This is a genomic window from Candidatus Krumholzibacteriia bacterium, from assembly GCA_035649275.1.
In the GTDB taxonomy this organism is placed as follows: domain Bacteria; phylum Krumholzibacteriota; class Krumholzibacteriia.
In genome coordinates this window covers 1-22606 of sequence record DASRJW010000072.1, presented here as the reverse complement: position 1 = coordinate 22606, position 22606 = coordinate 1, and the positions used below count along the sequence as shown (strand labels likewise).

Genomic DNA, 22606 nt, shown 5'->3' with positions numbered 1-22606 from the left:
GATTCTCGCGGGGTCGCAGGCATGTCCCTTCGTGCCCGAGTGTCCCGTTCTGTGCGCGATCGCTGTGGTGATCGCGCTCGCCGGCGCATTGGCGTGCGTCAGCTTGCGGACATCCTCCTCGCCATCGCTCTCGGCATGGCGATTCCCGCCACCGCTCCCTCCGCCGTACGCGAGCGCCCGGCCCTCACGGGCGAGCCCGTCATCTTCTCCGTTGTCGGCGACGTCCCCTACGACTCGTTGGAGATCGCCGTCCTGCAGCAGCATTTCGACAATCATGATTTGTACAGTCCAGCGGAGTTCCTCGTGCACGTCGGGGACATCAAGTCGGACCCGGACCTATGCGACGAGTTCTGGTACGAGAGCATGGCCACCATGCTGCGGTCGCTCTCCGTGCCCGCCTTCATCGTTCCCGGCGACAACGAATGGACCGACTGCCTGGACCGCGTGGTGGGCTGGCAGTATTGGACGAAACACCTCATGGGCATCGAGAACTCCTTCTGCGGCGCCCCGCAGGTGGAGAAGCAGGCCGGACGCCCGGAGAACTTCGCCTTCGTCCTCAAGGGGGTGCTCTTCGTCGGCATCAACCTCGTGGGGGGTCAGACGGAGCGCCAGTCGATGCTCGACGACGCCGACTGGGTGTACCAGCAGTTCACCGAGAAAGATTCTCTCGTGCGCGCAGCCGTCGTCTTCGCCCAAGCCGGCCCCAGCGACAACCGCCACTGGTTCTTCGATCGCTTCGAGCCGGACGCTGCGGCCTTCGCGAAGCCGGTTCTCTACGCGCAGGGCGACGGCCACTTCTGGCTCCTCGACCAACCTTTCCTCACCGCGCCCAACGTCACCCGCGTGCAAGTGGAGCGAGGGATCGTGCCGCCGCTGCAAGTCACGGTCGAGAGCGATGCCACCTTCCACTTCGAGCGCGACCCCTGGCCTGCCGGGACGGTAGCCGTCGATCGGCCGCCTTGCGCCGACGCCGGGCCTGACCTCATCGTGCCGGAGGACGGCGTGGCCACCCTCTACGGCAAGGTGAGTGATGACGGCGAGCCGCTGCCGACGCAGTTCAGCGCGGAGTGGAGCGTGGTCGAGGGAGGAACGGCCCTCTTCGCCGATCCCCATGCGGTGTTGACCACGGTCACCTTCGAGGACGACGGCATCCACGTGCTGCGCCTCACCGCCAGCGACGGCCAATCCGTGGCCACCGACGAGATCACGGTCACCGTCGGCGGCACGGGGCCGAACCTTCCCCCGGTGGCGCAGCGCGATGCGTACGAAATGGAAGTGGATGGCACGCTCTGGGTCGATGTCCCCGGTGTCCTGGCGAACGACACCGACGCCAACGGCAACGCTCTCGTGGCCGAACTGGTGACCCCTCCTGCCCACGGCGAGCTGACCTTGGCCAGCGACGGCTCCTTCACCTACGTGCCGGGGGTGGGGTACGTCGGTCTGGATCATTTCGTCTACCGGGCTAGCGACACGGTGGAGGAAGACGAGGCGGAGGCATGGATCGGCGTCGGCGGCACGGTGATGACCTTCGTGCCGGTGGCGGATGCCAAGGTCCGCTCCAACCAGCCGGCGAGCAACTATGGTCACACCACGGACCTGAGAGTGGAGCAGGACGTCATGGTCCTGCACAGCTATCTCAGATTCAACCTCCCCTCCGTGGGAACGGTGCGCGATGCGATGTTGCGGCTCTACTCCCAGAGCGGCAGCATCGATGGCGGCACGATCCACGCCGTTTCGAACAATTACGAGGGGACGACGACACCCTGGACGGAGACTGGGATCACCTGGGGCAACGCTCCGGCGCTCACCGGCTCAGCGCTCTCCAGCGCCGGCTTGGTTCTCACCGACGACCTCGTAGAGTTGCCGCTGGGCGCTGCTATTACCGGGCCTGGGACCTGGAGCTTCGCCCTGCAGAACGGCGTTCCCGATGCGGTGATCTATGGTTCCCGGGAATCCAACCTTCCCCCCGAGCTGATCGTCTGCGTCCTGCCGGCGGGGGCCGACCTGCCGCCGGTGGCCGCCGCGGACGCATTCTCCACGCCGGAAGACAGCGTGCTCACGGTGGCGGCACCGGGCGTCCTCGGCAACGATGTCGATGCGGATGGTGATTCGCTGACGTCGACCCTGGCGGCGCCGCCGGTGCACGGTGTCGCCGCCCTCGCTCTCGACGGTTCGTTCACCTACACGCCGGCAGCGGACTTCCAAGGCACCGATGCTTTCTCCTACGTCTTGGACGATGGCGAGGGGGGCTCGGACACCGGGATCGTCACCCTCACGGTGACGCCGATGAACGATCTTCCGGCGCTGGTGAACGACATCTACGCCCATCGCTCCAACGAGAACCTGGATGTGGCGGTGCCGGGTGTGCTGTGGAACGATACCGATCCGGACGCCGATTCCTTGACCGTGACCGTGGTCGTGGGCCCCACCCACGGCAGCTTGAGCCTCGCTCCCGACGGCGCCTTCGCCTATGCGCCGGACGGGAGCGGGCTCATGGATGGCTTCGATTACGAGGCGAGCGACGGCCAGGCGGTGTCGCGAGCCCACGTGACGCTCCGGCTGCTCCGCGAACCCAAGACCCACACCTTCACGCCCTCGGAGGGTGAGACCGGGGGCCCGTCGAAAGCCTCGGCGCTGCCTTCGGCCCCGGCCTCGGAGCGGGCGAGGCTCGAGGGGCCAGCGGCGGCAACGACGACCCTCACCTTCCGCCTCTTCGGCCTCGGCCCGCACATCGTGCAGGCGACGCTCCGCCTCCACGGCGGCGAACCACCCGCATGGTTGGAGCGGGACGTCACTCCCTGGGTCCAGGGGGATGGCTCTCTGAGCCTCGAGCTCGCGCCGTTCGTGCCGGACGGCTTCGTCCTGGGGCCAGGGAATCTCAGCGACATGGCGCAGCTGGTGATCGTGACGGAGGGGGAGCCCGAGGCGCCCGTGGTGGAACCTGCGGGGCAGTCCGTGGAGCGCCTCGAAACCCGGCTCTATCGGGTGATGCCGAACCCGACGCGCCAAGGCGTCTGGGTCGACTACGGGCTGGCCCAGTCGGAGCGCGCCGAGATCATCCTCTACAACGCCCGCGGCCAGCGCGTTCGCACCCTGGCCTCCGAACGCCAGAGCGCCGGGCGCAAGCTCCTGTTCTGGGACGGGACCGATGCACGCGGTGCCCGTGTGCCGGCGGGGATCTACTTCCTCCGCTCCATTCTCGGCCCGCGGACGGAAACCAGGAAGGTGGTCGTCGCCCGCTGAGGCGCACCACCTAAGCCACCCTGCACGGCCACCCTGCCCGAATCAGGGCAACCCCCGCCTCGGGTGGCGGCACGACTCCCGCCTCAGAGCCAAGGCAGTCCCAGGCCCACCAGCCGGTTCCGTTCCTCGTCCCAGACTCGATAGCGGATCGACCGCAGGCTGGTGAAGAGGCGCAGCTTCGTGGCCTTCTGCAGCAGCGGGTTTTCGCGGTGGCAGCGCTCCAGGAAGTAGTTGGGGATCCGCGGGCTCAGATGATGGATGTGATGGAAGCCAATGTTGCCGCTGAACCACTGCAGGACTTTGGGGAGCGCGTAGTAGCTGCTGCCGCGCATGGCAGTGGTGAAATGGTCCCAGTGCTGCTGCCGCTGCCAGCTGACGCCTTCGAATTGGTGTTGCACGTAGAAGAGCCAGACTCCGAAGGCGGTGGAGAAGATGAGGACCGGAAGCTGGATGAGCACATAGGATTGGACCCCCAAAGCCAGGCTCAAGGCGACTCCCAGACCGAGCATGGCCAGATTCGCCCAGAGCACGCTGCGCTGCCAGCGCCAGCCGAACTTCGCGCCGGCGAAGCGATTCTTGATCAGGACCACGAACACCGGGCCGACAAGGAAGAGGCAGAAGGGGTTGCGGTAAAGGCGGAAGCGCAGACGGCACCAGGGGGACGCCTCCCGGTACTCGCGCATCGTCATCGTCCAGATGTCGCCAACCCCGCGCCGGTCCAGGTTCCCAGCCGTGGCGTGGTGGATGGCGTGGGTGTGCCGCCAGTAGTGATAGGGAGTAAAGCTGAGGACACCGCCCACGAAGCCGAAAGCGTCGTTCCAGCGCCGCGACCGTAGGAACGATCCGTGGCCGCAGTCGTGGAGCACGATGAACACGCGTACCAGGAAGCCGGCGGCGAGCACCGCCAGACCCAGGGTGAGCCCATAAGAGATCTCGAGACTCCGAACCATCATGTACCAGAGCGCGATGTAGGGCAGGAAAGAGGTACTCACCTGCCAGAGGGCGAGCTTGCTGTCTGGTTGGTGATAAGGGGCGACCAGGCTTCGCCAGGGGGTCACGGGTGGCGCGGCGGTCGAGGGCCATGCAGTCATGAGCGCCTGGCCCTCTCTAGGTGAGGCGAGCGCGGGCCGGCGTGAACGCCGGCCCTGCTCCTCGAGAAGTCGTTCCGGACACCCCGTGGGTCGCGTCGACCCGGGGATGCCAGATGGAAGCGAATCTACCAGCGCCCGCGCCCACCCTGGCCCGCGCCCTCGGCGCGCGGCCGGGCCTCGTTGACGTTGAGCGGCCGGCCGTCCAGATCAGTCTTGTCGAGGGCGCGGATCGCCTGCTCGGCGCCGCCTTCCATCTCGACAAAGGCGAAACCGCGGGAACGCCCGGTCTCTCGATCGGTGATCATGTTCACCGAGGTGACCGTCCCGTACTGGGCGAAGAGCTCACGGATCTGCGTTTCGGTGGAGCTCCAGGCAAGGTTCCCCACGTAAATCTTCTGCGACATCAGAACACGTTTCCTTTTCAGCAGCGAACGCCGGCTGGCGTTCGCCTCCATGGACATCCTTCCCACACGGGAAGGGGGACCCACTTGGTCCCGTCTGCAAGGGGAACACGGAGAACTGGGAGAATACCCGGAAGGCGAACCGAAAAGGCTTGAGCCTCGAGAGGATTCACACCGCGCGCACCGAGTGCACCTGCACCCAGGGAGACTATCATGGATCGTGCCAGCAGGCAACGACCGTCGCGCCCGTGGCGCCACCCCTCTCCAGACCACGAGCCGCGCCCAGGATCCGTAATGAAGAGCGCGGGAGGCGCGACCAGACACTGGCGCGGCGGTCGTCATCGAGGCAAATTCGGCGCTGGCGGCGCAGTTTAGGTGGCAACTGGTCCGCGCCATGCTCCCGTGCGTACTGGATTGTCGCCTGGCCGGGCACGCACTAGCATGGGACTGCCGCTCGGCCGCTAGGTCCTCGAGAAGGCGGCGCGGCGGCTCGCCAGATCTCACCGGAGGCAGGACGATGACGACACGGGCTCCGAGCTGGCCTGGGAGCGCCTTCCCTCTAGGCGCCACGCCGCATCCCCACGGGGTGAACTTCTGCGTCTACGCGCGCGAGGCGACCGCGGTCTCCCTCCTTCTTTTCGACCGTCCTGGCGACTCCCAGCCGTCGCGCGCCGTCGACCTCGACCCGGTGCGCAATCGCACCGAAGCGTACTGGCACGTTTTCGTCCCCGGCGTCCTGCATGGTCAGGAGTACGCCTGGCGGGTCGACGGGCCCTCGGCTCCGGAGCGCGGCTTGCGCTTCGACCCGCGCTGCGAGCTCCTGGACCCGTACGGGCGCGGCATCGCCATCGAGTCCAGGCTGGTCCCGGGTACCAGCGGGGCGGCACGGCCGGCGCTCCGGAGCGTCGTGGTCGATACGAGTCGTTATGACTGGGAAGGCGACCAGCCGCTGCGACTGCCCGTCACGGAGACCATCATCTACGAGATGCACGTGCGCGGCTTCACGCGCCACCCGAGCTCGCGAGTGGCGCCGGAGAAACGGGGCACCTATGCCGGCGTGATCGAGAAGATCCCCTACCTCCGTGACCTGGGGATCACCGCGGTCGAGCTCATGCCAGTGTTCCAGTTCGATCCAAACGACGCCCCGCCGGGACGGATGAACTACTGGGGTTACTCGCCCCTGGGGTTCTTCGCGCCCCACACGGGCTACGCCATGCGGGCCGACGCGCTCGGAGCGCAGGACGAGTTCCGCGACATGGTGAAGGCCCTGCACCGCGCCGGGATCGAGGTGATCCTGGACGTGGTCTACAACCACACCGCCGAGGGCGGCGAGAACGGGCCCACGTTCTGCTTCAAGGGATTGGCCAACGACGAGTACTACATGCTCGAAGAGGATCGCCGGCACTACGCCAACTTCACGGGGACGGGGAACACGATCAACGCCAACCACCCGGTGGTGCGGCGGCTGATCCTCGACAGCCTGCGCTACTGGGTGCAGGAGATGCACGTCGACGGCTTCCGCTTCGACCTGGCCTCGGTGCTGGCCCGGGACGAGACGGGGCAGCCGCGGGACAACGCTCCCGTCCTTTGGGACATCGAGACCGACCCGGTGCTCGCCGGTACCAAACTCATCGCCGAAGCCTGGGATGCCGCTGGTCTCTACCAGGTGGGCACCTTCCTCGGTCACACCTGGAAAGAGTGGAACGGCCGCTTCCGGGACGATGTCCGCGGTTTCCTCCGTGGCGACGAAGGCACGGTGTCCCGTCTGGCCTCGCGCCTCCTGGGTAGCCCCGATCTCTACGGGCACGAAGAGCGCGAGCCCGAGCAGAGCATCAACTTCGTCACCTCCCACGACGGCTTCACGCTCGAGGACCTGGTCACCTACGAACGCAAGCACAACGAGGCCAACGGCGAGGACAACCGCGACGGCAGCGACGACAACCGCAGCTGGAACTGCGGCGTCGAGGGTCCGAGCAGCGATCCTGAAGTCGAGAGCCTGCGGCACCGGCAGGTGAAGAACTTCCATGTCCTCAACCTCTTCGCCTTGGGTGCGCCGATGCTCCTGATGGGAGACGAGATGCGCCGCAGCCAGGGGGGCAACAACAACGCCTACTGCCAGGACAACGAGACGAGCTGGCTCGACTGGTCGCTGGCCGAGCGGCACGCGGGGCTGCTGCGTTTCGTGCGTCATTTGATCCGGGCGCGGGTGCGCCGCGTGCAGGCGGCGGGCAGGGAAGGGGAGAGCCTGAACGCGTTCCTGCGCCGGGCGCGCCTCGAATGGCACGGCGTGGAGCTCCATTCCCCGGACTGGGGCCCGTCCTCACACACCTTGGCCTTCACCGCCCGTGCCTGGGGCGATGGGCTCGTCGTTCACGGCATGCTGAACGGCTACTGGGAGCCTCTCGACTTCGAGGTGCCGGAGCCGGGTGCGGGTGTACGCTGGAAGCGCTGGTGCGACACCTCCCTCGACGCGCCACACGACATCGTGAGCTTCGACGCGGCCTCCGAGGTGCAGGGGGAGCGCTACCGCGTACAACCTCGCTCCATCGTGCTCCTCTTCACCGGGCCCCCGGTGCCGGCGGGTGTGCCGGCTTGGCCCCAGGGTGAGGATCTCGACGCGCAGCGAGCCGATTCCGTCGCGCCTCACTTCACCGTGTAGCCCTTGGATTCGAGGCACGCCCCCATGGCCTTCTTGAGGGCGTCGAGCTTCGCCTGCTGTTCCGCGTTCACCTTGGCTTCCGCCCCGGCTTCGGCCTGTGCCTCGGCCTTTTTCTTCGCCCGGCGCCCCCCGACTCCTCCCGCCGCAGCGCCGATGGCGGCACCGGTGCCGGCATCGCCGGCGATGGCGCCGATGATGGCCCCCGCTGCGGCACCCTTGGCCGCGCCCTTGGCTCCGGCCTTCCCGGCGACCGAGTCCACTTGCGCTTTGGCTTGATCGCCTGCCGCCTTGGCGTCGGGCGGCGGCTGATTCGGCTTGATGCCAGTCTCGTTCGCCGCCCACTGCAAGCAGGCTAGCTCGTCTGCTTCCTGCTGTTCCGGTGTTTGCTCCTTGGCCGGGAAGACGACGATGCCGAGCTTCTGCTTCGCTTCCTTCATCGTCATCTGCGGGGCGGCGGTCGCGGCGGCCGGCGGGGGTGCCGTCGTCGCCGGCGGAGTCTGCGCGGGCTGCTGGCTCTGGGCTGGCGGCGGTGACGTTTGCGCTGCCCATGTGGCGGCTCGCAGCGTGATCGCGATCACAATGGTCAGAATGCCCGCGAGCCCAGCCTCGAACCTTCTCATCGTACGCATGTGGATCCCTTCCCTTCGGGCTTTCGACGCTGCGCACGGATTATCGGCGTGTCTCGGAAGCGTGTCCAGGGGCTCAGGACATGCGGAGAGGAGCGGCTGCGCACGCCTCCGTCTGCACCGGCACGCGCATCGTGGTTCTCCTCGAGGTCAGCAGCAACCGTTGGGAGGCCGGCCGTCGGGCACCGCCGCGCGGAGGACCGGTGCAGCGACGGCCGTGCCGCGGGCGACGGCCAGCCAACGGCGCCCCACCTGCAGCAGGATCAACGCCACGCACAACACCATGATGATGGTGAGCCAGGCGTCGAGAGCTCCCTTGAAGCGCGTCGCTGCATCCGCGGCCGTGCGCGCCATGGGCAGGAAGCGCTGGAAGACGAGCTGGTAGCCCGCGGTGAGCGTGGTGCAGGTCACGAACAACATCGGGATCAGGGTCGCCCAGAGGTAACGCGCCCGGCCGCTGTTGACGAGCACCGTCCCCGCCACCGACAGCGCCACCACCGCCAGGAGCTGGTTGGAGATGCCGAACATCGGCCAGATGGTGTCGATCGAACCGGCCCAGATGAAGTAACCCCAGGCGAGCACGACGAACGCCGTCGCGAAGACCGCGGCGGGGAGGAAGTCCGGGCGCCCGAGCCGCGGGTGCACGCGCCCCAACATTTCTTGCACGAGGAAACGCGCCACGCGCGTCCCCGTATCGATCGTGGTGAGGATGAACAGCGCCTCGAACATGATGGCGAAGTGGTACCAGAACGAGGTGAGGGCGCGGAACACCGGGATCGCGGTGAAGATCTGCGCCATGCCGACAGCGAGGGAGACCGCCCCACCGGAGCGCCCCTGCAGTTGCTCGCGCACGGCCGCCTCGTAGGCCGGCAGGTGCTCGACGGCGAATCCCATCTTCTCCAGGATCGGCTTCCACTGCGCCTGCTTGGCGAGATCGATGTTGATGGCGAAGTAGTCTCCCGGCGGCAGCGAGCAGGCGGCGATGAGTGCCACCACGCCCACCAGGCCCTCGATGAGCATCGCCGCGTAGCCGATGGGGCGGGCGTGGGATTCTCGATCCAGCATCTTCGGCGTCGTTCCCGAGGCCACCAGGGAATGGAAGCCCGAGATCGCGCCGCACATGATGGTGATGAAGACGAACGGGAAGACCTTGCCGGGCACGAGAGGCCCGCCGCCGTGGACGAAGTCGGTCAGAGGCGGCATCTGCAGCGGTGGATTGACGAGCACGACGCCGATGACGAGAGCCGCCACCGTGCCGATCTTGAGATAGGAGGAGAGGTAGTCCCGCGGGCAGAGGAGCAACCAGACTGGCAGCACGGAGGCGATGAAGCCGTACACGGCGATGGCGATGGTCACCTGGTGCTGGCTCAAGCTGAAGAAGCGCTCGAGCGGCGAGCCCGGGATCAAGCTGCCGAGCCAGGTACAGCCCAGGACCGCGAGGGCGCCGACTGCCGAGGCTTCGCCGATCTTGCCCTTGCGCAGCCGGTACATCCACAGGCCCACGAAGAGCGCGATCGGGATCGAGCAGGCGATGGTGAAGGTGCCCCAGGACGAGCCGGGGATGTGCAGGATCGAGCCGTCGGGCCTGGTGAGCGTTTCGCCCCCCAGCGCTTTCACCACCACCAGACCGAGGCCGGCGAGGGCGTTGACGATGATGAAGAGGATGGCGAGGGAGGCAGTCACGCCGGCGAGCGGCCCGATCTCGGCCCGCGCCATGTCGGCGAGGGAGCGACCGTCGCGGCGGACGGAGAACGCGAGCACCAGGAAATCCTGGACCGTTCCTGCCAGGACGACCCCGATGACGAGCCATAGCAGACCGGGGAGAAAGCCGAACTGCGCCGCCAGCACCGGGCCCACCAGGGGGCCGGCGCCGCTGATGGCGGCGAAGTGATGACCGAAGAGGACCCACTTGTGGGTGGGGTGGTAATTCTGGCCGTCGTTCAGGCGATGCGCTGGGGTGACCCGCGTGTCGTCGAGAACCGCCACCTTGGCGGCGAGGAAGGCGGAGTAGTAACGGTAGGCGATGGCGAAGAGGCAGAGAACGCCGATCACGAGGGGCAGGGCATGAACGGTCAATCGTGGCCTCCCCGAGGCTGTAACAACAGCCGCGGCGGAATCTTACCTGCGACGCTCAACGGGTGGTACCCTTGTTGCAGGCTGGTGCTGGCCGAGCAGGGAGAAACCATCGGCAGCGGTTGCGCCGAGCCGGGTAGGGAGCTACATTGACCCGCGAGCAGCCCCTGGTAAGGTAGATAGTCGAATGCGTCCAAGCATGAGGATTTCTCGAGCAGCGGCCGTCTTGGTGGCGCTCGGCGCGCTCACCTTCGGCGCCTGCAACGATCCCGGGGCGCCACCCTCGTCGACATCCTCCACGGACTACCACGGTATCTACGATGCCGGCTCCAAGAGCCTCGTTTTTCGGCTCGAAGCTCCGGATGGCGGACCGAGCGCCTTCCAGCTCGTGGTGACCCACCTGACCCAGGACCCGTCGACACACGAGGTGCACGCCTCGGTCGCGATCCGGAACACGACCGGTGAGGTGCAGCCGGGTCCCCGGGGCGTCGACGTTTTCGGCTTCGTTCCCCAAGACGTGAGACCAGTCAACGGCGACTGCATCGAAGCGGAATGCCTCAACTGCCCGGCCGAATGCTTCTACGAACACAGCGGCACCTACGGCGATGACGGCGCCCTCGGGCCGGGGGAAACCTCCGAACCTCTGGAGTGGATCGTCTACAACCCGTCGGACGAGAGTTTCGCCTTCCGCGCCCGCATCGAGCCCGGCACCGCGCAACCTGGCGACGGCACGATCTCCGGCGCCGTCTTCCACGATTTGAATGGGAACGGGCACAGGGAGGACGGGGAGGCGGGTCTCGAGGGCGCCACAGTATCCCTCGTCCATGACACCTCGGTGCAGACTGCCACCACGGATGCGCGCGGGAACTATGCCTTCCAGGTGGCGGATCCAGGTCTGTACGAGCTGGTCTGGGAGCCGGGACGCTGCCCGCCTTCGACGCCGACACGGCTGCAGGTGCTGGTGCTGCGCCGCTCCGATGGCACGCTTTCGGGCTTCGCCGAGGGCGATTTCGGCTGCTTCGCTGGCGGCGATTTCTCGATTTTAGTCACCGGGCGCGTCTTCATCGATCACAACCGCAACGGCCTGCCGGACATGGGGGAGCCCGGCCTCCCTGGAGTCGTGCTCGGGGGCTCTACCGCGTGCCCGACCTTCGCGCCCATCGAGGCGCACACCGACCGGCGCGGGAACTACGGCATGCTGCTCCCGCCCTGCCCACCGTTCATCAGCGTGGCGCTCTATCAGATCGATGGCTATGTCTTCACGAGCCCGAACCCGGTGCTCTTCGAGAACCTGCCACCGGGCCCTGGCCCTCTGCGGGCCGACTTCGGCGTGGCGCCGGCGAGTCCCTGAACCGCCGTCGAGGTCGCTCTCGAAGGGCGGCCCAGCCTGTAGATTCGTAATGGGTCCGGGCGAAAACTACCCAGGCACGCTGCGCCGCCTTCGCTCTACTCGATCTCATCACGATCTGGCGCGCCGCCTGTGCCCCAGAGCGTTTGGGCACAGCATGTGCATTAGTCCAGACGCACAGGGGGTTCCTCCAGGGCATGGGTTGGCGGAGTGTGGTTCCAGGAGGAACAGGTCGGGGGCGCGCCGGCGGCGCGCCCCCGAAACCTTTCAGCGATGCACTAGCTCTTCGGCCAGCAGACGAGCCTTGCGCGCCAGGTTGGCCATCCCCGGGATATCGTCCTTCTCCTCCGCAGCCCGCGCGGCGACGACCAGGTTTTCCACCGTGTGCAACTTCTCGATTTCTTCCGCCGTGAGCTTCTCCCGGTCGAGGCTCCGGATCGACTTCTCGGCTTCCTCCAGATCCTCGTTTGCCTGCGCCGTCAGAGCCGTCTTCTCCTCGGCGGAGAGCTCCAGCTTGAGGTCGGCTGGGGGCTCGGGCGCCGGGGGTGGTGGTTGCGGCGCCGGCGCCAGGGGTGGCGGCTTCACCGGAGGAGCCGGAGAGGAGCAAGCAGCCAAGCATGCAAGCAGCAGGACGCAGAGGAACGTGCGTCGCCATGGGAGGCGGCGTTCAGGCCTCACTCCCGCTCCGCCTTCCTCACGCCAGGCGCGCTGCTGTCGCTGGCTTCGCATCGACACTCTCCAGGCTCGACAGCATCAAGGAACTGACGCTGCCGGTGCTCGTGGGCAAGGATAGCGTGACCTCGGTGCCCGTGGCGGGATCCGAAGCGATCTCGACCTGGCCGCCGTGCATCTCCACCGCCTGCCGCACCAGGGCAAGGCCCACGCCCGAGCCTTCGGGACGCGTGGTGTAGAAGACGTCGAACACACGCTGCAGGTTTTCCGCCGGGATCCCCGGGCCGGTGTCCGCGATGGAAACGAAGGCCCGTTCCTGCCTACACGTGGTGCGGACGAGAATCCGCCCGTTCTGCGACGGCTGCGCTTGGATGGCGTTCCGCAGCACGTTCTCCAATGCGTGGCACAAGATCGCTTTGTCGGCGAGAACCGCGGGTACTCCCTCTGCCGGTTGGAACTCGATCTCGACGCCGGCGAGAGTGGCGTCGGCGGCAAGCGAGGCGCACACCTCTTCGACGCAAGCCTCGAGGCGCAGCGGCTCCACCAGCGCGGGGCGCAAGCGGGAGAGGCGGAGGAAGCCGCTGATGAACCGATCCAAGTTGCGCACCTTCTCGGACATGGCACGCCCCTGCTCTCCGGCGCTCGCCGGATCGTCGGCCACCGCTGCCACCATGGCATCGAGGTCGAAAACGATGGACTGCAGGCGCCCGCGCAGCTCGTGCGCGAAGCCCGCCGCCATGTCCCCCAACACCGTCAGCACTTTCGATTGATCGATCAAGCTGTGCATGGCCAGATGCTCGTTAGCGCGCTGGATTTCGATCAGGAGCCCGCCGGGCGGGTCCTCTACCGCCTCGATCCGATGTCCCACGGCGACCAGGAGCTCCCCGTCTTGCACGGCGGTCAAGCGCACCGAGAGACTCTTCTCGCCGCCATTGCGCAGCTCCGCACACAGAGCGTGGAGGGGATGCTCCGCGGCAAGGAGAGACTCGAGCCGCCGGCCCTGGCTCAGGTGCGGTGGCAGGCCGAGCCAGCGGCAGGCGAGCGCATTGGTGAGAATGATCTCCTGCCGCGGACCGAGCGCCAGAATGCCGTCGCCGAGGAGATCGACGGCGCGGTAGAGGGTGTGCTCCGCTCCCAGCTTCTCCCGCTCCTCGTGGATCTGACGGCCGAGCAGGTTGAGCTCGCGCGCCAAGCGGGCGAACTCGTCGGCGCCCGACTCGGGAATCGTGGCATCGAAGCGGCCGGCGCGCATCGCCGAGACGCCGGCTTCGAGATCGCGGAGGCGGGTGCCCGCCAAGCGCGAGAGCACCCAACCGGCGGCAAGGACCAGGCCGATGAAAGCGAGAGTGCCGACGACGCCACGGTAAAAGGCCGATTGCACACCGTCACGCAGGAAGGTTCCTGCCACCTGGATGCGGATCGAGGCGAAGGGCCGCGTCCCCTGGGAGACGCGCGACTCCGCCAGGTAGACGCGGTCCACGGCGCGCAGGTCCCAGACTACGGCGAACGCCTGCGCCAGGTTCTCGATCTTGGGAAGGGGTGGATGCGGGCGTGTCTCCTCGCCGCGACCCATGCCGGGGCTGGTGGCGACGACGGCGCCGTTCGTGTCGCAGAGGGAAACCTGCAGGATCGAAGGGGCTTCGGCGATGGCGTCGTCCAGCACCTGCTGCAGGCGCGGGTCCAGCGCCAGCTCGGCCAGCGGCGCGTCGACATCGTCGTTGGCCAGGAAGTCGAGCTGGCGTGCCACGTTGCGGGTGATCAAGCCGCACTCGGTGGCCGCCCGTTCGGTCGCGAGCCGCGCCGTGCTCGCCAGCTCCAAACCGACGGCGAGAAGCGGCAGCGCCGCGCCGACGACCAGCAGGGAGCGAAGCTGGCGGCCCGCCGAGGAGGAAGCCATGCCGACCTCCGTCATTGCTGCGCGTACAAATGCAGCTTGGTATAGAGCGTCTTCACGCTGATACCGAGCATCGACGCCGCCCGCGTCTTGTTTCCGTGGCAGGTCTCCAGCGTGCGCAGGATCAGGGCCTTCTCGGCATCGGCGATGGTGGTGCCGAGCGGCAGGCGCAGGCTGGATTCCTCCACCTCGGCGGCCGCCCCGGCGCCGCCCCGCACCGGAGAGGGCAGGTGCTGGGGCTGGATCTCCCCGGCCTGGCTGAGGATGACAGCGCGCTCCACGGCATTGCGCAGCTCGCGGCCGTTTCCGGGCCAGGGATGGGCGAGGAGCACCGCCAGCGTTTCCGGCGCGAAACCGGTGAGCGCCTTGCTCTCGCGCTCGGCGAAGGAGGCGAGGAAGCGCTCGGCCAGCACCGGGATGTCCTCGGGGCGCTCGCGCAGCGGCGGCAGGTGCAGGGTCAGCACGTTGAGCCGGTAGTACAGGTCTTCGCGGAAGGCGCCCTTGGCGAGCAGATCTTCGATATTGGCGTTCGTCGCCGCGAGGACGCGGACGTCGACCACGATCTCCTTGTTTCCCCCGACGCGGCGGATCTGTCCATCTTCGAGGGCGCGCAACAGCTTGCTCTGCAGCGTCGCCGGCATCTGGCCGATCTCGTCGAAGAAGAGCGTGCCCTCGTGGGCGAGCTCGAAGCAGCCGGCCCGCGCCATGGTGGCGCCGGTGAAGGCGCCGCGCTCGTGGCCGAACATCTCGCTCTCGAGCAGGTTCTCCGGAATGGCGGCGCAGTTCACCGGCACCAGCCGTGCCCCCCAGCGGCGACTCAGCCGGTGGATCGTCCGTGCCGCGACCTCTTTGCCGGTGCCGCTCTCCCCGGTGATGAGCACCGGGGCATCGGAGGCGGCGAACTGCTCGATGAGTCGGAAGATCTCGAGCATCCCCGGAGAGCGCCCCACCAGCTCCTTCAGACGGCCGCTGCGCTCCACCTCGCGGCGCAGGTCCTGGACCTCGCGGCGAAGCGCGGCGCGCTCCATCCCGGTGCGGACGACGTGGAGCAGCCGTTCCCGATCCACCGGTTTGACCAGGTAGTCGTGCACTCCCTTGCGCGCTGCCTGCACGGCGCTGTCGATCGTGCCATGGCCGGTGAGCACCACGAGCGTCGCGTCGACGGCGCGCTCCTGCAGATCGGCGATCAAGGCCATGCCGTTCCGATCGGGGAGATCGAGATCGACGATGACGAGGTCTGGCGGGGCGGCAAGGGCACGATCCAGGGCTTCTTTGGCCGTCCCGGCCTCGTGGACGGCATAGCCCAGGGCGCCGAGAACACGGGACAGGCCCCGGCGCGTGCGCTCGTCGTCGTCGACGACGAGGAGATTGCCCTGCCGGTCCGTCGTGGTGGCCACGGGTTCGACCCCCCGTTCTGTTGCACGGGCGCCGGCGTCTCGGGGAAAAAACCATGGTAGCACAGGGATCAGAGGACCCTGAAAAAAGCACACGCCCTGTAACCACGACAGGGTGCGACGCGAGGATCGGGGATTCTCCCATGCGGTATCGGGCGGCGGAGCGATTCAGGTGCGGCGCCGCGGCCCGGCGCTGCAAGCGGCTCTGGCACGGGTCTTGAGACGGTATAACCTGCCTGCACAGCGAAGGACGGCATTCAGGAGCCACCAGGGTCGCCGAGGGAACTCGTCGCAGGGCTTGGCGCAGCGAGGAAGGGAAGCATGTTGCGGGCGGTGGCGGTGCTGCTTCTGATCCTGTGGCTGTTCGGCATCGCCTTTTCGTACACCCTGGGCGGGTTCATCCATACCTTGCTCGTTCTGGCGCTGGCATCGTTGCTCCTGCCCGCCGTGCAGAACCGCCGCAGCGAGCGCGGCCTGTCCAAGGCCGACTCGGTGGCGAGGAGGGACAACCGGTGATGGTGACGCGCTGGACCTACCTGCGAGCCGCGTGGAACATGCTGCACGCGGCATTCGCTACCGGCCGCCGGGTCGGGCTTCGCAGTGGCATCTTGGACTATGGGTTGGCGGTGCGCCTGCACGCCATAGGGATCGCGGTCTACTGCTTGAAGCGTGCAGTCCTCGGCTGACGCGACTCGCCTTTGAAGCATGCTGATCAGGTCGGCCGCAGAAGTCCCTTCCGTAGTCCGACAAGATCACTCGGATTGGGACCTCGGTCTATTGACCTGTCTCTCTGGGGTGCACCCCAATTCTTGGACATGTCTGACTCCCGATTCTTGTGATGGCCCTCAGCGACGGGAGTCTTTTGACTTCATTCTGTTGCTACGACTGCGCGTCGTAGACCGAGAACGAGTGTTGAACGAGCGAAACAACGTCTGTCGAGCGGTGTCGCAGATCGCGACAACGGCGGGATGCTTGAGCTTCTTCTCGGTGGAGATGGCATAGAACCGAGTGCGCACCTCGTGAGCAAGGCCGACGCGCTCGAGATGGAATTGCTTTTCGAAATGCTTCTCGACCACCGAGGGAACTGGGAAGATCCCAACGCCCGCCTGTCCGAATACCCGCATCAAGGCAAGATCCTCGAATTCCCCGATCAGCACTGGCCGAACGTTCTGGGCTTCGAGCCATTGATCAAGACTCCGCCGAATCGCGGTGTCATCGGTCGGAAGCAGAATCGGAGCCCCGTCAAGCGACTTAGGGAACGACCGCCGGTAGAGTTTGGCCAGATTGGGCGTGCCCACGAACATCACGCCACACTCTCCGAGAAAATGGTTGTAGGCGCGGACATTCACGGTGGGGGTGACGAGGGCGTCCGACAGCACGAGGTCTATCTCGTGCACGGCGAGATCGGCGAGGAGCCGCTCGAGACTCGCCTCTCGGCAGAGGATGCGGACTGGTTCAGGAAGGCGTAGTGCCGGCTTGATGAGGTGGTAGGCTACGTCCTTCGGCAAGACGTCGTCGACGCCGATGACGAGACGGAGCGGGCGGCCAGTGGGACGCTGCTTGACCGCGTCCATGAGCTCCCGACCGATCCCGAAGATCTCCTCTGCATAGCGAACGACCATGCGGCCGACGTCGGTCGGAGCGACAGTTCGGCCCTGTCGGGCCAGCAACTTCTCCCCGAGCTGCTCTTCGAGCATTCGCATCTGGGCGCTGATCGTCGAGGGTGCGAGGTGGAGCTCGCGAGAAGCCCGAGTAATGCTGCCCGCCCGGACGACCTTCCAAAAGTAAAAAAGGTGATGGTAGTTGAGCCATTCCATGGGCCAGATGATACTTCGAAAAAAGCGTCGTGTCATTAGCAAATTTTCTAGTTGTCCGAATCCTGGATTCTCCCTAACGATGAGTGCGGTGAAGATGTGCGGGGCCACGGACGGAGGCTGAGGCAAGTACGGCGACAAGGAGTTGGGGTGTCGAGCCTGCAAGGAATGTTAAGCCAAGACTCCGGCCATCCTCGCCGGTTTGGGAACGTCGGGAGGTTGAGGATGGAGGTTCATATCCGTATCCGGGGCACGGATCCTACCGAAGCGATCCGAAGTCATGTGGCAAGACGGTTGCGCTTCTCTCTGGGTCGTTTCGCAAGCCGGCTGGGCCGCGTGACAGTTCGCATCTCGGACGTCAATGGGCCGCGTGGGGGGGGCGACAAGGTCTGCCGCATTAGCGCCAGGCTCACCCACTCTGGCCAGGTCGTGGTTCAAGAGACCGTCGACGCGAACCTGCGCGTCGCGATTGATCACGCCACCGAGCGGATCGGACAGTCATGTGGGCGCGAGCTGCAACGCCTACGGGAACGGGGCACGGGCACCCGATCGATGAGGACAGGATAACCCATCGTCGATTCTTTGACCGAGGAGGCTGACATGAACACCGAGACGAGTTCGCGGACCATTCTGGTGACCGAGTCAGACATGAAGCTCCTGAGGACCATGCTCGAGTTCCGCAAGGGCTCTAGCAGTCGCGACGAGCCGCATCTGGAAATGCTGGCGCGCGAACTCGAGCATGCCAGAGTCGTGCCTTCCGAGGAGATTCCTTCGAATGTCATCACGATGAACTCTCGGGTCCTCATCGAGGACGTGGAGACGGGAATCGAGGTGGCCTACACGCTTGAGTTCCCTGCGGCGCCGGACAGGCCAGGCAAGCTCTCGATACTGGCTCCCGTCGGGACAGCGCTTCTCGGGTACAGAGAGGGCGATGTCATCGAATGGCCGGTACCTAGAGGTGTCCGGCGAGTCCGAGTGCTAGAGGTTCTCTATCAACCCGAGGCGGACGAGTCGAGTCGGAAGGTCAGCCTCGCCATGGGAGGAAGACAGTCATGAGCAACGCAATGAGCGTCGGGGCGGGCGACGCAGACTTCACAGTGACGGCCGCCGCGCGAGACACCGCCTTACCATCATATCAGGCCTACCGGATTCTGCATCTCGGCTTCACGGTGGCGCCCATCCTTGCCGGTCTCGACAAGTTCTTCCACGTGTTGACCGACTGGGACAAGTATCTGCCCAGCGTGGTGAACAACCTGGTCGGTGGTCAAGGCCACACCTTGATGTTCGCCGTGGGCGTCATCGAGGTGGTGGCTGGCATCGGCGTGGCCTTGAAGCCACGCATCTTCAGTTACGTCGTCGCGGCCTGGCTCGGGGCCATCATCATCAACCTGCTCCTCATTCCCGGCTACTTCGACGTCGCGCTTCGTGACTTCGGCCTCTTGCTCGGAGCGTTGGCATTGGGCCGGCTGAGCGCTGAGTACGCCAGGCGGTAGGGGAGTAGTGGACATGACGGCGAATCTGGTAGGGTCCAGCACATCGAAGAATCTTTGGCGGAAGCTGCCACGTTCCGCATCTACCGTGGAAGTTAGAGAACGGCGCCACAGGAGATTGTCCTCTGTGGCGCCCCTTGGCGCGAATGATGGATTCCTCGAGGCCTCCACCAGCCCTGCCGCTAGGAGGCGAGAATGAAGCTCAGTCTGCCCCTGGTAGCGAGAAGAGAAGTCGCCGAGCGGACGATGGGCTTCACCTTCGACCTCGAAGGGCAAAGCTTCCCGTTCAAGCCCGGTCAATACGTGCAGATCACGCAAGGTGCTCCGCGCTATCAGGATGAGAAAGGTAGCTCGCGGTCCTTTTCGATCGCGTCCTCACCTGAGGATCCGTTGCTCCTCATCGCGACCCGCTTGACTGGCAGCGCCTTCAAACGAAGTCTGGCCGAGGTCGCGCTAGGAACACGGGTAGGCGTGCAGGGACCGATGGGGTCGTTTGTACTGCCTCAGGATGCGACGAGACCCCTGGCCCTCGTAGCCGGGGGCATCGGGATCACGCCCTTCCACAGCATGATCAAGATGGTCACCGAACAGAAGCTGCCCCACCGGTTGACGCTGATCTACTCGAACAGGACTCCGCGAGACGCGCCGTTCCTGAAGGAGCTTGAGGTCTGGGAAGCGGAGAACCCGAACTTCCGCCTCGTCGCAACGATGACGGCGCTGGAGACCTCGAGCACGACCTGGCAGGGCCGCAGGGGCTATGTGGATGTCCACATGATCCGTGAGGTCCTCGCAACCCCCGAACGCTTCCTTTTCTACGTCGCGGGCCCCGAGCGCATGGTGAGCGGCGTGACCCAGGTCCTGACCGAAGCCGGTGTCAGCCAAGACATGGTCCACAGCGACGAGTTCCCAGGCTATTGAAATGCAGGGAGGAGAAGATCATGGCTCGATTCGTCAGAGTAGGACCGAGAGCAGAATTCGAGGCATCGGACACGGGCAGGCTCGTCGAAGTCGAGGGGCGGCGTATTGCCCTTTTCAGCGTGGGTGGCGGTTACTACGCCATCGACGATGTGTGCCCGCACCGCGGCGGACCCTTGTCCGAGGGGCCGCTGAGCGGGGACGTGGTTACTTGCCCGCTGCACGGCTCGCGATTCAATGTGAAGACGGGTGCGGTCACGGCTCCTCCCGCTCAGCAAGGAGTCAAGACCTTCCCCGTGCGGGTCACGGGCGACGACGTCGAGGTCGGGATCGAATGAAGACCGAGCGGAAGGAGGAACCAAATCGGTCGACCTCCTGGGTGGACGCGAGACCACAGAGGTGAGGCCATGTTGAGAAAGGGAATTGGCATCTTCTGCATCGTGAGCCTGTTGTGCCTGGTGATTCTCCTGGCCTGCGGGGAAGATTCGCCCTTGGCGCCCCCGCCCGGGGATACCACGCTCATCGAAGGTCAGAACATCTTCCGATTCGACACGTTCGGAGACGAGACTTTCTGGACGGACACGCTCCAAATGCACGTGGTCATCCGCAGCTCCGTGAGCCCGGTGACGGCCCTCTCGGTTGGCCTCAAGGTCGATGCTCTCCGGCTCCCTGAAGGCTTCCCCACCGGCTTCGATTTGAACAGTCCGGCCACGACCGTCGAGCTTCTCCGCCGCGACGCGGTCGTGGGCCTCAAGGGCACAGTCGAAGGGACGACGCTGACGAAGGTGGGAGTGACCTGCGCGCTTTGTCACTCGACGGTCGACAACTCCGTCATGGCCGGCATCGGCCAGCGCCTCGACGGCTGGGCGAACCGCGATCTCAATCCCGGCGCCATCCTGGCGCTCTCGCCGGCGCTGCAGGATCCTGCGACGCAGACGGTGCTCCAGTCCTGGGGGCCCGGCAAGTACGACGCGCGCTGGAATCACGATGGTCTCAACGGGCCGGTCTTGATACCTCCCGCGTACGGTCTCCGCGGCGTGAACTTGGCGACGTACACGGGCGAGGGCTCGATCCCCTACTGGAACGCCTATGTCGCCGTGACGCAGATGCACGGTCACGGCACTTTCGTCGACCCGCGGACCGGCGACAACATCCACTGGCCCGATGATCTGGTGACCTCCAAGCTCCCGGCCCTGCACGCATATCAGCTGAGCCTCGAACCACCCTCGCCGCCGGCTGGCAGCTTCAACTCGCTGATGGCCGAGCGCGGGCAAGCACTCTTCAACGGCCAGGCGCAGTGCGCCACCTGCCACGTGCCACCGCTCTTCACGGATGCCGGCTTCGGCCTGCACGATCCCGGCGAGACTTGCTCCGATCCGATGCTCGCGGGCCGTGGTTCGACAGACAAATACAGGACGACACCGCTCCGCGGACTCTGGCACCGCCCGCCGTACTACCACGATGGGAGCCTGCCGACCCTGCAAGCCGTCGTGGAACATTACAACTCATGTCGTACGCTTGGTCTCACGCCAGAGCAACAAGCCGATCTCGTGGAGTATCTGAAGTCGCTCTAAACCGAGGTGGTGACGGCGTGCCGACGAGGATCGAGAACCCGGACGGCGCAGACGCATAAGCCACGCGCCTGCCGTCTCTTCTACCTCGCGGCAGCAGTGCTCATCGGCCTTGTCACGGCATTGGCCTGTGCAGGCGGTAAGGGCAAGCTAGATTGCGAAGCGAACTGGCGGGAAGGCATGCGTCGCGGCTGTCTACTTCGTTCTGGCCTGGCTTCTTCTTGCCCCGAAGATCGAGGAACGTGACTCAGAACTCGTACGCGATTGCGTAGTTCAAGCTGAGATTGCGAACCTTCAGTTCCGTCCCGAGCGACGTCCCGTCCGGCAGACTCGCCAGCAAGAGATTCGGCGCCGTCCCGAAGGTATAGCCGAGGCCGAGCGCCCCGGAGAGGTGCGTGCTGCGCAGCGTGACGCCCCCGGTGCCACCATAGAGGTTGGCCTTGCGGAACATGGAGGTCGGCGGATCGGCCACGGGCGACTTGTCGGAGAAGACGCCCAGATGGATGGTCCAGTGCTGGTTGAGGTCCACGTGACCGCCCAGGGCCGTGTTCCAAATGTTACGCGCTTGGTGCCGCACATCCCGGAACGGTAGCTGGCTCTGCGTCGGTGGACCGCCGCCGTTCACTTCCACCACCTGCGCCGCGACAGGACTGGAGAAGAGAGCGTAGTCGTCCGTGCTCTGGTGGTAGCGCAGGTTGGCCTCGATCGCCCAACTCTGGAAGCGGCGCGCCACGCCGAAACCGACCCCCATGGGCAGCCGGTACTCGAAGCGAGCATCGGGATCACGGAAGTAGAGATCGCCGCTCCGGTCGCGGCGGATCACCGAAGCATCGTAGAGGACGAGGCTGCTGCCCCAGAGGCGAAGGCCCGGGGAGGTGATCATGGCGGCGGTGGTCCAGCCGGAGGCGAAGTCCCACTGCGCTCCGAGGGTGAAGAGAGCGGCTGCGCTCTGGCCGTCCGATTGGAAGCTGCGGCGGAGGGAGATCACGGAGTCGGCGGAGACGGTGCGAGCGGTGACATCCTGCACCTGGTCCAGTCCAGTCCAGCCGACGCCGACACTGGTGCCGAAACGCAGGCCTTTCCGCGGCGCATAGGCGGCGGCGAAGGCGGGAACGAGGGTGGAGAAACTCACGTCCGAAGAGTAGGAGAAGCGCGCGTCGCCACGGCTCGTCGGGAGAGTGAAGGCGCCATCGGAGCGGCCGGGCTGCCAGGACACCGGTTTGCCGAGGGCGAAGCCGAGACGCCAGCGCTCGGAGTGGATGATGGGCTGCCCGATGACGGCCGCCACGAGGGTCGACACCGAGCTGAAGCGCGAGCGCGTGGTGGAGGTTCCCACCCCCTCGACGCTGACCGAGTTCCACTCGTAGGCGACGGCGCTGGCGTTGAAGCCGCTCTTTTCCGCCAGTGCCATCCCC

General features: G+C 66.2%; 19 protein-coding genes. 10 read left to right on the top strand and 9 right to left on the bottom strand.

Features of this window, described 5'->3' with window-relative positions:
• Nucleotides 1–93: 93 nt before the first annotated feature.
• Nucleotides 94–3243, top strand: a complete 3150-nt coding sequence (locus tag VFE28_06965; protein ID HZM15727.1) for an Ig-like domain-containing protein — start codon at nt 94–96, stop codon at nt 3241–3243.
• Nucleotides 3244–3326: 83 nt separating this feature from the next.
• Here VFE28_06965 and VFE28_06960 read toward each other — a convergent pair whose 3' ends face one another.
• Both VFE28_06960 and VFE28_06955 read right to left on the bottom strand, forming a co-directional pair.
• Nucleotides 3327–4301 carry a fatty acid desaturase gene (locus VFE28_06960; GenBank protein HZM15726.1) on the bottom strand — a complete coding sequence of 325 codons (975 nt, stop codon included), beginning with the start codon at nt 4299–4301 and terminating at the stop codon, nt 3327–3329.
• Between the two features lie 158 nt (nt 4302–4459).
• Nucleotides 4460–4738 carry an RNA-binding protein gene (locus tag VFE28_06955; GenBank protein ID HZM15725.1) on the bottom strand — a complete coding sequence of 93 codons (279 nt, stop codon included), beginning with the start codon at nt 4736–4738 and terminating at the stop codon, nt 4460–4462.
• Between the two features lie 514 nt (nt 4739–5252).
• Between VFE28_06955 and glgX the strand changes: the two genes are divergently transcribed.
• Entirely contained in the window at nt 5253–7394 is a 2142-nt protein-coding gene (gene glgX / locus VFE28_06950) for a glycogen debranching protein GlgX (protein ID HZM15724.1), read from the top strand.
• On the opposite strand, the gene VFE28_06945 is transcribed toward glgX, so the two are convergent.
• Both VFE28_06945 and VFE28_06940 read right to left on the bottom strand, forming a co-directional pair.
• Nucleotides 7379–8023, bottom strand: coding sequence for a glycine zipper family protein (locus tag VFE28_06945; GenBank protein HZM15723.1), 645 nt, complete (start codon nt 8021–8023; stop codon nt 7379–7381). The genes glgX and VFE28_06945 overlap by 16 nt on opposite strands.
• 147 nt (nt 8024–8170) lie before the next feature.
• Nucleotides 8171–10096 carry a carbon starvation CstA family protein gene (locus VFE28_06940; protein HZM15722.1) on the bottom strand — a complete coding sequence of 642 codons (1926 nt, stop codon included), beginning with the start codon at nt 10094–10096 and terminating at the stop codon, nt 8171–8173.
• Nucleotides 10097–10292: 196 nt separating this feature from the next.
• Here VFE28_06940 and VFE28_06935 point away from each other — a divergent pair, with 196 nt between their 5' ends.
• The gene (locus tag VFE28_06935) at nt 10293–11444 is read left to right on the top strand and encodes an SdrD B-like domain-containing protein (protein ID HZM15721.1); all 1152 of its coding nucleotides are present in this window, start codon (nt 10293–10295) and stop codon (nt 11442–11444) included.
• A 264-nt stretch (nt 11445–11708) separates the two neighbouring features.
• Here VFE28_06935 and VFE28_06930 read toward each other — a convergent pair whose 3' ends face one another.
• From VFE28_06930 to VFE28_06920, 3 genes are all read right to left on the bottom strand, one after another.
• A complete protein-coding gene (locus tag VFE28_06930; GenBank protein ID HZM15720.1) occupies nt 11709–12026 on the bottom strand; it encodes a hypothetical protein in 318 nt (105 codons plus the stop codon).
• A 109-nt stretch (nt 12027–12135) separates the two neighbouring features.
• Complete coding sequence (locus VFE28_06925) at nt 12136–14010, bottom strand: ATP-binding protein (GenBank protein ID HZM15719.1); 1875 nt, start codon at nt 14008–14010, stop codon at nt 12136–12138.
• A gap of 11 nt (nt 14011–14021) precedes the next feature.
• Complete coding sequence (locus VFE28_06920; protein HZM15718.1) at nt 14022–15404, bottom strand: sigma-54 dependent transcriptional regulator; 1383 nt, start codon at nt 15402–15404, stop codon at nt 14022–14024.
• Between the two features lie 318 nt (nt 15405–15722).
• On the opposite strand from VFE28_06920, the gene VFE28_06915 reads away from it, so the two are divergent.
• Both VFE28_06915 and VFE28_06910 read left to right on the top strand, forming a co-directional pair.
• Entirely contained in the window at nt 15723–15917 is a 195-nt protein-coding gene (locus VFE28_06915; GenBank protein HZM15717.1) for a lmo0937 family membrane protein, read from the top strand.
• Nucleotides 15917–16087, top strand: coding sequence for a hypothetical protein (locus VFE28_06910; protein HZM15716.1), 171 nt, complete (start codon nt 15917–15919; stop codon nt 16085–16087). The genes VFE28_06915 and VFE28_06910 overlap by 1 nt, the downstream gene beginning before the upstream one ends.
• A gap of 159 nt (nt 16088–16246) precedes the next feature.
• Here VFE28_06910 and nhaR read toward each other — a convergent pair whose 3' ends face one another.
• Complete coding sequence (nhaR, locus tag VFE28_06905) at nt 16247–17218, bottom strand: transcriptional activator NhaR (protein HZM15715.1); 972 nt, start codon at nt 17216–17218, stop codon at nt 16247–16249.
• Between the two features lie 597 nt (nt 17219–17815).
• Here nhaR and VFE28_06900 point away from each other — a divergent pair.
• From VFE28_06900 to VFE28_06880, 5 genes are all read left to right on the top strand, one after another.
• A complete protein-coding gene (locus tag VFE28_06900; GenBank protein ID HZM15714.1) occupies nt 17816–18271 on the top strand; it encodes a GreA/GreB family elongation factor in 456 nt (151 codons plus the stop codon).
• Between the two features lie 8 nt (nt 18272–18279).
• Nucleotides 18280–18708: a hypothetical protein gene (locus VFE28_06895; GenBank protein ID HZM15713.1), complete on the top strand. Its 429-nt coding sequence runs from the start codon at nt 18280–18282 to the stop codon at nt 18706–18708.
• Between the two features lie 192 nt (nt 18709–18900).
• Nucleotides 18901–19623 (top strand): FAD-dependent oxidoreductase, encoded by a 723-nt coding sequence (locus VFE28_06890; protein ID HZM15712.1) that lies wholly within the window; start codon nt 18901–18903, stop codon nt 19621–19623.
• Nucleotides 19624–19643: 20 nt separating this feature from the next.
• Nucleotides 19644–19958 carry a non-heme iron oxygenase ferredoxin subunit gene (locus VFE28_06885; GenBank protein HZM15711.1) on the top strand — a complete coding sequence of 105 codons (315 nt, stop codon included), beginning with the start codon at nt 19644–19646 and terminating at the stop codon, nt 19956–19958.
• Nucleotides 19959–20027: 69 nt separating this feature from the next.
• Complete coding sequence (locus VFE28_06880; protein HZM15710.1) at nt 20028–21194, top strand: c-type cytochrome; 1167 nt, start codon at nt 20028–20030, stop codon at nt 21192–21194.
• Between the two features lie 244 nt (nt 21195–21438).
• Here VFE28_06880 and VFE28_06875 read toward each other — a convergent pair.
• Nucleotides 21439–22606, bottom strand: a 1168-nt coding sequence (locus VFE28_06875; GenBank protein HZM15709.1) for a hypothetical protein, incomplete at its 5' end; no start/stop codon positions are given.

Excerpts from the sequence above, each read along its gene's own strand:
- VFE28_06880 (HZM15710.1), top strand. The coding sequence starts at position 20,028 with ATGTTGAGAAAGGGAATTGGCATCTTCTGCATCGTGAGCCTGTTGTGC.
- VFE28_06915 (HZM15717.1), top strand. The coding sequence starts at position 15,723 with ATGTTGCGGGCGGTGGCGGTGCTGCTTCTGATCCTGTGGCTGTTCGGC.
- VFE28_06910 (HZM15716.1), top strand. The coding sequence starts at position 15,917 with ATGGTGACGCGCTGGACCTACCTGCGAGCCGCGTGGAACATGCTGCAC.
- VFE28_06955 (HZM15725.1), bottom strand. The coding sequence starts at position 4,738 with ATGTCGCAGAAGATTTACGTGGGGAACCTTGCCTGGAGCTCCACCGAA.
- VFE28_06890 (HZM15712.1), top strand. The coding sequence starts at position 18,901 with ATGAAGCTCAGTCTGCCCCTGGTAGCGAGAAGAGAAGTCGCCGAGCGG.
- VFE28_06925 (HZM15719.1), bottom strand. The coding sequence starts at position 14,010 with ATGGCTTCCTCCTCGGCGGGCCGCCAGCTTCGCTCCCTGCTGGTCGTC.
- glgX (HZM15724.1), top strand. The coding sequence starts at position 5,253 with ATGACGACACGGGCTCCGAGCTGGCCTGGGAGCGCCTTCCCTCTAGGC.
- VFE28_06945 (HZM15723.1), bottom strand. The coding sequence starts at position 8,023 with ATGCGTACGATGAGAAGGTTCGAGGCTGGGCTCGCGGGCATTCTGACC.
- VFE28_06935 (HZM15721.1), top strand. The coding sequence starts at position 10,293 with ATGAGGATTTCTCGAGCAGCGGCCGTCTTGGTGGCGCTCGGCGCGCTC.
- nhaR (HZM15715.1), bottom strand. The coding sequence starts at position 17,218 with ATGGAATGGCTCAACTACCATCACCTTTTTTACTTTTGGAAGGTCGTC.
- VFE28_06885 (HZM15711.1), top strand. The coding sequence starts at position 19,644 with ATGGCTCGATTCGTCAGAGTAGGACCGAGAGCAGAATTCGAGGCATCG.
- VFE28_06900 (HZM15714.1), top strand. The coding sequence starts at position 17,816 with ATGAACACCGAGACGAGTTCGCGGACCATTCTGGTGACCGAGTCAGAC.
- VFE28_06895 (HZM15713.1), top strand. The coding sequence starts at position 18,280 with ATGAGCGTCGGGGCGGGCGACGCAGACTTCACAGTGACGGCCGCCGCG.